The sequence below is a fragment of the Neisseria sp. HMSC065D04 genome (genome assembly GCF_001815675.1).
Taxonomy (GTDB): domain Bacteria; phylum Pseudomonadota; class Gammaproteobacteria; order Burkholderiales; family Neisseriaceae; genus Neisseria.
Genome location: NZ_KV821553.1, coordinates 25,525 through 33,872 on the forward strand (window position 1 = coordinate 25,525; position 8,348 = coordinate 33,872).

Genomic DNA, 8,348 nt, shown 5'->3' on the forward strand with positions numbered 1-8,348 from the left:
CAGGTAGCCTGAAAGCCCTTGGAGACCACCTCGCCGATAAATATCGTCCCGCTAGCGGAACAGCTGCAGCACATCGACACCCTCGCCCACGCCCTGCACGCCGAATGGCACAATTTCGCCCCGTGGCAGAACGTGGAAAAAATTCGCGCCTATTACGCCCGCTGCTTGGAAGGCAATGACCTGCCGCTTGCCTGGCTGGCGGTGGACGGTGGGCGACTGCTCGGTTCGGCCGCGCTGAAACGGCACGACATCGCCGCGCTGCCGCAATACGAATACTGGCTGGGCGACGTGTTCGTGCTGCCCGAAGCACGCGGATGCAACGTGGGCAGGCATCTGATGGAACACGCCCTGATTGAAGCGCAGCGGCTTGGCCTGCCCGAACTCTATCTTTACACGCCCGACGTGCAGGCGGTGTACGCCAAATACGGCTGGCGCGAAATTGAAACGCGGCCGCATAACGGCGAAACCGTGTCGGTGATGCGGCGGGCGTTGGACAGCGGCGCGTAGGGTAGGATAGGCGTTTTCAAGCAGCCTGAATGCCGTCTGAAAACCCAAAAAGCAGCCTGCACTTTCGGAAAACCCAAGTGCAGGCTGCTTCAAATCCGCAACCGATAGAAAGACAATAATGACGAAATATTGGATTGGCACCGTATCCCAAGAACACGTCCTGCGCGGCGTGGCAGGCGGGTTCTGCCAAGTGTGCCACGGCAAAGCCGCACCACTCAACCGCATGAGGCGTGGCGATTGGCTGCTTTATTACAGCCCGAAAATCCGTATGGACGGCGCGGAAAAACTGCAAGCCTTTACCGCATTCGGGCAAATTACGGACAATACCGCCTATCCGTTCCAAATGAGCGAGACCTTCATCCCCTTCCGCCGCAATGTGGAGTATGCCGAAACCCGCCGCAACTGCCCGATAGACATCATCCGCACGCATCCCGAATGGAAAAAATACGCCGCCATGCTGCGTTACGGACATTTTGAAATCAGCCGCGATTTCTTTGATTTTGTGCGGACGTATATGCAGTCGCCGCCCGATATGGTTGGGCAGCAACAGGGATTCTGGTAGGGTGTGCACTGACTGCCCATACGTTTTCAGGCTGCCATAGCGAAACCTTACGCCACCGCGAAAATGGTACGCCGAAAGGGTTGATGGGTGAGCATAAAGTGCTGCTGTTGCAGGCCGGCGGCAGCGTTTATAGCGAAGGTCTGATGGCGCAAATGGATTTCGCCTCAAGCTATTTAAAAATATTGTTTAGCGGCTTCTTGGGCTTTGCTTCCGTGGATACCGTTTACACCGAAGGTACGGCAGGCGACTGGGAAGCTTCAGTCCAACGCGCCTGTGCAAAAATCGATGTTGTGTACGACCATTTTTCCGCTTGACCATTTCAACTAATCAAAGGTCGTCTGAAAGTTGTGTTTCAGACGACCTTGATGCTGAGCAGTAGTCGGATTGTTAAAGAACCAATATTTCAGACCACCTCAAAGAAAGTATCGAAATTGTCTGAAAAGCAGAAACTGCGCGTGTGTGTTCTACACCCCTTGTATATCGGACCTCCTGTATCATATCCATAAAGCCCCACCCTAATCATCTTCAATACTGGTTAAACCACCATGCTCTCTGCTCTCCGCATACGCATCTGCCTCGATTTCATTGAAACTGAATTTCTCCACAGCAGCAAATGGTATTCACGTGAGCTTTACGATGCCCACCAACGCGCTTGGGGCTATATACTCTGCCCCAAGAGTGAATGGACGCAAACTCATACCACTCCGCACTATCCGCCCGGCAGTGATTTACTTGCCCTACTCTCAGCGCGCAATTTCCTTGCACCTTATACGGCGGATTATGTCCAAGAAGCACACGAATCAACCTTTTTCCATGCATTGGCACAATATGATGCCAAACTGCCGGAAGCATTTGTCCGATACCGCCAAATGCGATTAAACGATATAGGCGAAATTCAACTGATTACGCCCGAACAACTGGCCGAGTTAAAAGCATACTCAGGATTTGAAAGCATTTTGGTAGAAGATTGGTACGATGAAACAGAACTGTTCGAGCGCGTTCCGACTCAAGAAATCATATTCAAATCTCTGGATTTTTTAGACCGATACGTCCGCCCTTACAGCCAAAGCCACTTGATGTTATTCGACTACCCTTCTACTACCCGCGCCTTTTTCCAAGGCCGGATTTCATCTGTCGAACTGGAAGATAAATGCATGCTGCATTGACAGTATCATAATAATCAATTCAAGAACGTCCCACATTTACGTCGCCAAGAGTCTGCCATGGGCTTTTTCCTGTGGGAAGCAGCATGGAATGAGGAATTGGCAGACCAAGAGGGTGTGCAAGACCCGCCGTTTTTCTATTTCCTCGACAACCTTACCAAAATCAATGCAGGACTTGCCCTACAATGGCGGGATTTTGTTACGCCGTTACTGGGCGGGTAGTCGTAAATGACTCCACACCAACTTAACCATACTGTACTTTTCAGACGACCTATTTTGGTTCAGGCAAAGTGAACACACAAAGTCATCTGAAAACGATGCAGGGAAAGGTAAAGAGAACTATTTTGCCAAGGTCTCTATTTAGCCAAAACAGTATTAGAAAAATACAAAAAGGTCGTCTGAAAACAGAAACCCAATCCTGTTTTCAGACGACCTTTTGCATTGCAGACTAACTCAATTAGTGATGATGACCATGCGGGCCGTGAACGTGGCCGTGTGCGATTTCTTCTTCAGTCGCATCGCGTACGCCGTCAACTGTCGCTTTGAACAAGATTTTCATGCCGGCAAGCGGATGGTTGCCGTCTACTACGGCTTTGCCGTCCGCCACGTCGGTTACGCGGTAAATCAAGACATCGCCGGTTTCAGGATCATCGGCTTCAAACATCATGCCGACTTCCACTTCAACCGGAAACACGCTGACATCTTCGATACGCACCAGGCTAGGATCTTGCTCGCCGAAAGCATCATCGGGTGACAGCGCGACTTCAACGGTATCACCGACGTTTTTCTCGTGCAAAGCTTCTTCCACCAAAGGGAAAATGCCGTCATATCCGCCATGCAGATAGACGATGGGTTCTTCGGTTTTGTCCAGCAGTTGGTTGTCCGCATCGTACATTTCATAGTGAAGCGAAACCACAGAATTTTTTTCAATAGCCATTTTTTATCCTTTATCATGACCGTTTATCAAAACAGGTTTTCTTTATTGACAACCCTCTGCCAACAAATCTAAAGCATTCTAACACACCGCCGTCATGCACGGAGATTTATCGCAAAATTATCAAAACTAACAATTATAAATTTATATGCACAATATTTAACATATTGCGCGCAAAAGCGTAAATTTTGATAATCTTTATATTTGTGTAACTTTTTTACAACTTTTTGCTTTTATGCGCAACAACTGCCCGCATTTCATTTAAACCGATTGAAAACAAGGGCCCATAGCGCATTATTTAAATGTAAACGCATGAAATAAATAAATTTTACTATACAATTTATTTCAAATGTACATTGAATAACAGCCAATGCGGACTAGTTTCACCCCCGTCTTTCGTCCATTTCAGATTGATTAAAAATTACTAATTCGTCCGTATCGTTGCACCGAAGCACCCTGTGGGGCATAATGCAGGAAATTCAGCAATGAATTTTTACTCTAAATGAAACGACTTATATGTCGTTTTGTTGTTTTGTTCTACTTAAATCGATTTAAAGAAGGTTCTCAAAATGAAAAAATCTCTGATTGCTGCTGCTCTGTTATCTTTGGCTTTGGCTGCTTGTAACAAAGGCGCTGATACTGCTGCTCCTACCGCTTCCGGTGCTTCTGAAACTGCTGCTTCTGCCGCTTCTTCTGCAACCGGTGCTGCTTCTGCCGCTTCCTCTGCAACTGAAGCCGCTTCTGCAGCTAACACCGCTGCTTCTGCTGCCAACACTGCCGCTTCTGCAGCTAATACCGCTGCTTCTGCTGCAACTGGCGCTGCTTCTGCTGCCAGCTCAGCTGCCGCTTCTGCTGCAAAATAATATTTTTACAGTTAAAAAAGCAGGATACGGATTGTATCCTGCTTTTTTGTTTTTCAGACGACCTTTACCGTTTTTCGCCTCCCTTATCCGCTATATAATCTTCCGTACACACACAAACCATCCTTCTGCCCGTTATGCCCAATCTGTACGACCGTTTTCTTGAATTCCTTTCCCCCGCCGAAATCCTCGAAGCCACTCCGGCCTTGTTAAACGACCAGCGCCGCCGCTTTGTTTCCGAACCGGACATCATCTTGCAACCGCATTCTATAGAAAATGTACAAGAAATCATGCGGTTTTGTTTTGAACACCGTATCCCCGTTACCCCACAGGGCGGCAATACCGGTTTGTGCGGCGCAGCGGTAGCTTCCGGCGGCGTACTGCTCAACCTTTCCAAAATCAACCGCATCCGCGAAATCAACCTTGCCGACAACAGCATCACCGTCGAAGCAGGCGTAATCCTGCAAAACGTCCAAAAAGCGGCATCCGAAGCGGGCAGACTGTTTCCCCTCAGTCTTGCCAGCGAAGGCTCGTGCGAAATCGGCGGCAACATCGCCTGCAACGCCGGCGGATTAAACGTTTTACGCTACGGCAGTATGCGCGACTTGGTATTGGGTTTGGAAGTCGTCCTGCCCAATGGCGAACTTGTTTCCCATCTCCAACCGCTGCACAAAAATACCACCGGTTACGACCTGCGCCACCTCTTTATCGGCAGCGAAGGCACGCTCGGCATTATCACCGCCGCTACGCTCAAACTCTTCGCCCGTCCGCAAACCATAGCGACCGCGTGGGTAGGTTTGGACGACATCGAATCTGCCGTACAGCTTTTAACAGCCGTACAAGGGCATTTTGCCGAACGTCTCACCAGTTTCGAGCTGATCAGCCGCTACGCTTTGGCATTGTCTTCCGAGTTCAGTCATCTCAAACAGCCGACCGATGCAAACTGGCACGTCCTGCTCGAACTGACCGATTCCGTTCCCGATGCCGCGCTCGACGAAAAACTTGCCGAGTTTCTCTATCAAAACGGCCAAGAAAACAGCATCATCGCGCAATCCGAACAAGAGCGCCTCGATCTGTGGACGCTGCGTGAAAACATTTCCGCCTCCCAGCGCAAGCTCGGCACCAGCATCAAACACGACATCGCTGTCCCGATTGCCCAAGTCGCCGCCTTTGTCCATCAATGCGCCCCCGCCTTGAAAACCCGTTTTCCGGGTATACAAATTGTCTGCTTCGGACATTTGGGCGACGGCAGCCTGCATTACAACACCTTCCTGTCCGACGTCTTGAGCAACGAAGCCTACCGTTACGAAGATGCCGTCAACAGCATCGTCTATGAACACATCCTCGCCTGCCACGGTACCATCGCGGCGGAACACGGTATCGGCACCATCAAAAAACACTGGCTCCCCAGCGTCCGCACCCCGTCCGAAATCGCCTTGATGCGCGCCATCAAAGCCCAGCTTGACCCGCACGGCATCATGAATCCGGGCAAACTCCTGCCGTAAGCAATTCAGTATAGTGGATTAACTTTAAACCAGGACGGCGTTACCTCGCCTTAGCTCAAAGAGAACGATTCTCTAAGGTGCTGAAGTACCAAGTGAATCGGTTCCGTACTATCTGTACTGTCTGCGGCTTCGTCGCCTTGTCCTGATTTAAATTTAATCCACTATATGGGCCAAAATCGAAAAGGTCGTCTGAAAACCTAATCCCAGTTTCAGACGACCTTTGACATGGTTCGCAGCTTGCACTCAAGGCAATCTTGCCTCAGCCCAATCAACTCAGCACAAACTATTCTTCTTCCCTGCGCCTGCGCTTCAACAAAATGCGTACAGCGCCGTCATTGCCTTCCCTCGGCTCGATATAAGCCAATACATCGGGGTGCTGCATCAGCCAGCGGCGCGTCATGTTTTTTAAAACGGGTTTGTAGCCTGACGAGCCCAAACCGCTGCCGTGAATGATTTCGGCGCATACGCCACGCTTTTGGGTAAATTCGATAAATTCGTTTAAAACCTGTTGCGCCTCTTCCTGCGTGTAGCCGTGCAAATCGACATCGGCGACTACGGGATAATGCCCGTTGCGCAGACGTTGCAAGTCATTCTTACCTTGTCCGTTTTTACTGAACGAAGCAGGCGGTTCATCCCAAGAAGCGCCGCTGCCGACATAAAAATAATCTTCGGCTGCCAAACTTTCCTGCTCTTTCGGACGGGGTTTGATGGGCGTTTTATCACGCGGCGCTTCATAGCGCGGCGCGGTTTTCAGCGGCGTTACTGCACCTACGGCTTTGGCAAAATCGATATTTTCTTCCTCGCGCTTCTTCGCCAAGGCTTGCTCCTGCGCCCGCGCTTCGGCTTCTTTTTTGGCTTGCTTGCCTAATGCTTTCAAGGCGGATTGGAAATCTGTTTTCATCATGGGGATATTTTGAGGTTGAACATGAAAAACACATTTTCAGACGACCTCTGCGCTCCGTGTACAGGTCGTCTGAAAACGGCTTATAGATATTTGCGCATCAGTTCGCACTTGACCTTGACGTCTTTGTTCAACTGCAATACGGCAGAACCCAAAGATTCGTAATGGTTCAAGCGGTAGAAAGGAACGGAGTTGAGCGAGGCGTACAGTTTCAAAAAGCTCAACCCCGCCTGATGTGCAAGTTCTTCGGCACGGCGCAGCAAAGCTGTACCCAAGCCGTGATTATGGACGAAGGGATGGACATACAACGCGTCCAATTGGGCTTCTTTGAAGTCCACTTGGAAAAAACCCTGTATGGTCCCCCTGTATTCCACCACCCAAAAGGCTTTGCCGGGATCGGAAATGGTTTCGAGGTAGCTGTCGATATCGAGCAGGGCTTCCCACGCATGCAATACTTTATCGTCGTAACTGCGGATGCAGGTATATTGGACGGCGTGCAGATGGGCATTGTGTATGGCTTGGCAGTCTTGCGCGACTGCGGGACGGAGTATGGTCAGAAGGCTCATGGCAAGATGTGTTGTAAGATGTATTGTAATGCGTGTTCAGACGACGTTTTCTTCATAAACAGACAGGGGGTCGTCTGAACGCTGTTTCCGATATTATATTTTATATTCAAAGGCTTTGATGTAATTTTCCCGCTGCTTCAAACGCAGTGTCGGCATCGGCGGCCAAAACGGTGAAATGCCCCATTTTGCGTCCTTTCCGCGCGGCTTTTTTGCCGTATAGGTGCAGGTGTGCATTCGGATTGCTTTGCAACGGCAGCCAATTCGGTTCGCCGCCGTCTTCCTGCCAAACGTCGCCCAAAATATTCGCCATGCAACATGAAGAAAGCAACTTGGTGTCGGCGGGTGGCAGATTGCACATAATGCGTACCTGCTGCTGGAACTGGTCTGCGGCGCAGGCATCTATCGTATGGTGGCCGGAATTGTGCGGGCGCGGGGCGATTTCGTTGACGACCAATTCATGCGTGTCGCCGACGACGAACATTTCCACCGCCAACACGCCGACGTAATCCAATTCGTCTGCCAATCGTTGCGCCATTTGCCGCGCCTGTTGTTGCACGTCGGCACTCAACCGCGCGGGGACGATGGAATAAGCCAAGATGCCGTTTTCGTGGATATTTTCGGCGGGGTCGAAGGTTTGCACGTTTTCATGGTTCAGACGGCATACGATAACGGAAATTTCGCCGCGCAAATCCACCATTTTTTCCAAAACGCAATTCACGCCGCCGTGTTCGGCAAACGCGGCTTTGAGTTCGTCCACCGTTTTGACGCGGATTTGCCCTTTTCCGTCATAGCCCAACGTAGCCGTTTTCAGGATGCCGGGCAAAAATTGCGCGCTTGCTTCGCTGATGTCGTCTGAACGGCAAACCGCTTGATACGGCGCGGTTTGCAATCCCGCTTTGCGTATCCACGCTTTTTCCTGAATACGGTTTTGCGCGATGGCCACGCAGTCGCCGCTGGGAGAAACGTTGGTATGCTTTGCCAGAAAACGCATCGCGTCGGCATTGACGTTTTCAAATTCAGTGGTAACCGCCGCGCATTTTGCCAATTCGTCCAAAGCGGCTTGGTCGTCAAACGGCGCACACAAATGGCGGTCGGCAAATTCCGCCGCCGGCGCGTTCGGATCGGGGTCGAGTACGGTTACTTTGTAGCCCATGGTTTTGGCGGCAACGGTAAACATTCTGCCTAATTGTCCGCCGCCGAGGATGCCGAGCATGGCGGGCGGGAGGATGGCGGATGAGTTCATCAGCATTTTGCGGTTCCACTAAAATTTTCCCGAAATTGTAACAAACCTGCTTATAGAGATAAATGTTAAAACGCCTTTTATAGTGGATTAACTTTAAACCAGTACGG

Annotated in this window: 11 protein-coding genes; 7 read left to right on the forward strand and 4 right to left on the reverse strand. The window is 50.5% G+C overall.

Annotated elements, in window-relative coordinates; translation table 11 throughout:
• Window positions 1-18 precede the first annotated feature (18 nt).
• From HMPREF3050_RS11965 to HMPREF3050_RS14705, 5 genes are all read left to right on the forward strand, one after another.
• Window positions 19-507, forward strand: a complete 489-nt coding sequence (locus HMPREF3050_RS11965; RefSeq protein ID WP_246830273.1) for a GNAT family N-acetyltransferase — start codon at window positions 19-21, stop codon at window positions 505-507.
• 118 nt (window positions 508-625) lie between these two features.
• Entirely contained in the window at window positions 626-1,069 is a 444-nt protein-coding gene (locus HMPREF3050_RS11970) for an EVE domain-containing protein (RefSeq protein WP_070774943.1), read from the forward strand.
• Window positions 1,070-1,077: 8 nt separating this feature from the next.
• The gene (locus HMPREF3050_RS11975) at window positions 1,078-1,383 is read left to right on the forward strand and encodes an NAD(P)H-dependent oxidoreductase (RefSeq protein WP_283122385.1); all 306 of its coding nucleotides are present in this window, start codon (window positions 1,078-1,080) and stop codon (window positions 1,381-1,383) included.
• A 231-nt stretch (window positions 1,384-1,614) separates the two neighbouring features.
• Window positions 1,615-2,235, forward strand: coding sequence for a hypothetical protein (locus HMPREF3050_RS11980; protein ID WP_070774944.1), 621 nt, complete (start codon window positions 1,615-1,617; stop codon window positions 2,233-2,235).
• Window positions 2,236-2,292: 57 nt separating this feature from the next.
• On the forward strand, window positions 2,293-2,454 hold the full coding sequence (locus HMPREF3050_RS14705) for a hypothetical protein (protein ID WP_168166274.1): 162 nt from the start codon (window positions 2,293-2,295) through the stop codon (window positions 2,452-2,454).
• Window positions 2,455-2,689: 235 nt separating this feature from the next.
• On the opposite strand, the gene HMPREF3050_RS11985 is transcribed toward HMPREF3050_RS14705, so the two are convergent.
• The gene (locus tag HMPREF3050_RS11985) at window positions 2,690-3,169 is read right to left on the reverse strand and encodes an FKBP-type peptidyl-prolyl cis-trans isomerase (RefSeq protein ID WP_003766910.1); all 480 of its coding nucleotides are present in this window, start codon (window positions 3,167-3,169) and stop codon (window positions 2,690-2,692) included.
• A 566-nt stretch (window positions 3,170-3,735) separates the two neighbouring features.
• On the opposite strand from HMPREF3050_RS11985, the gene HMPREF3050_RS11990 reads away from it, so the two are divergent.
• Together HMPREF3050_RS11990 and HMPREF3050_RS11995 are read left to right on the forward strand one after the other, a co-directional pair.
• The gene (locus tag HMPREF3050_RS11990) at window positions 3,736-4,029 is read left to right on the forward strand and encodes a hypothetical protein (RefSeq protein ID WP_070774945.1); all 294 of its coding nucleotides are present in this window, start codon (window positions 3,736-3,738) and stop codon (window positions 4,027-4,029) included.
• A 134-nt stretch (window positions 4,030-4,163) separates the two neighbouring features.
• A complete protein-coding gene (locus tag HMPREF3050_RS11995) occupies window positions 4,164-5,531 on the forward strand; it encodes an FAD-binding oxidoreductase (RefSeq protein WP_070774946.1) in 1,368 nt (455 codons plus the stop codon).
• A gap of 283 nt (window positions 5,532-5,814) precedes the next feature.
• Here HMPREF3050_RS11995 and HMPREF3050_RS12000 read toward each other — a convergent pair whose 3' ends face one another.
• From HMPREF3050_RS12000 to HMPREF3050_RS12010, 3 genes are all read right to left on the reverse strand, one after another.
• Window positions 5,815-6,432 carry a Smr/MutS family protein gene (locus tag HMPREF3050_RS12000; RefSeq protein ID WP_141745719.1) on the reverse strand — a complete coding sequence of 206 codons (618 nt, stop codon included), beginning with the start codon at window positions 6,430-6,432 and terminating at the stop codon, window positions 5,815-5,817.
• An 83-nt stretch (window positions 6,433-6,515) separates the two neighbouring features.
• The gene (locus HMPREF3050_RS12005) at window positions 6,516-6,998 is read right to left on the reverse strand and encodes a GNAT family N-acetyltransferase (RefSeq protein WP_003756935.1); all 483 of its coding nucleotides are present in this window, start codon (window positions 6,996-6,998) and stop codon (window positions 6,516-6,518) included.
• A 106-nt stretch (window positions 6,999-7,104) separates the two neighbouring features.
• Window positions 7,105-8,241 (reverse strand): 5-(carboxyamino)imidazole ribonucleotide synthase, encoded by a 1,137-nt coding sequence (locus HMPREF3050_RS12010; RefSeq protein WP_070774957.1) that lies wholly within the window; start codon window positions 8,239-8,241, stop codon window positions 7,105-7,107.
• Window positions 8,242-8,348: the final 107 nt, after the last annotated feature.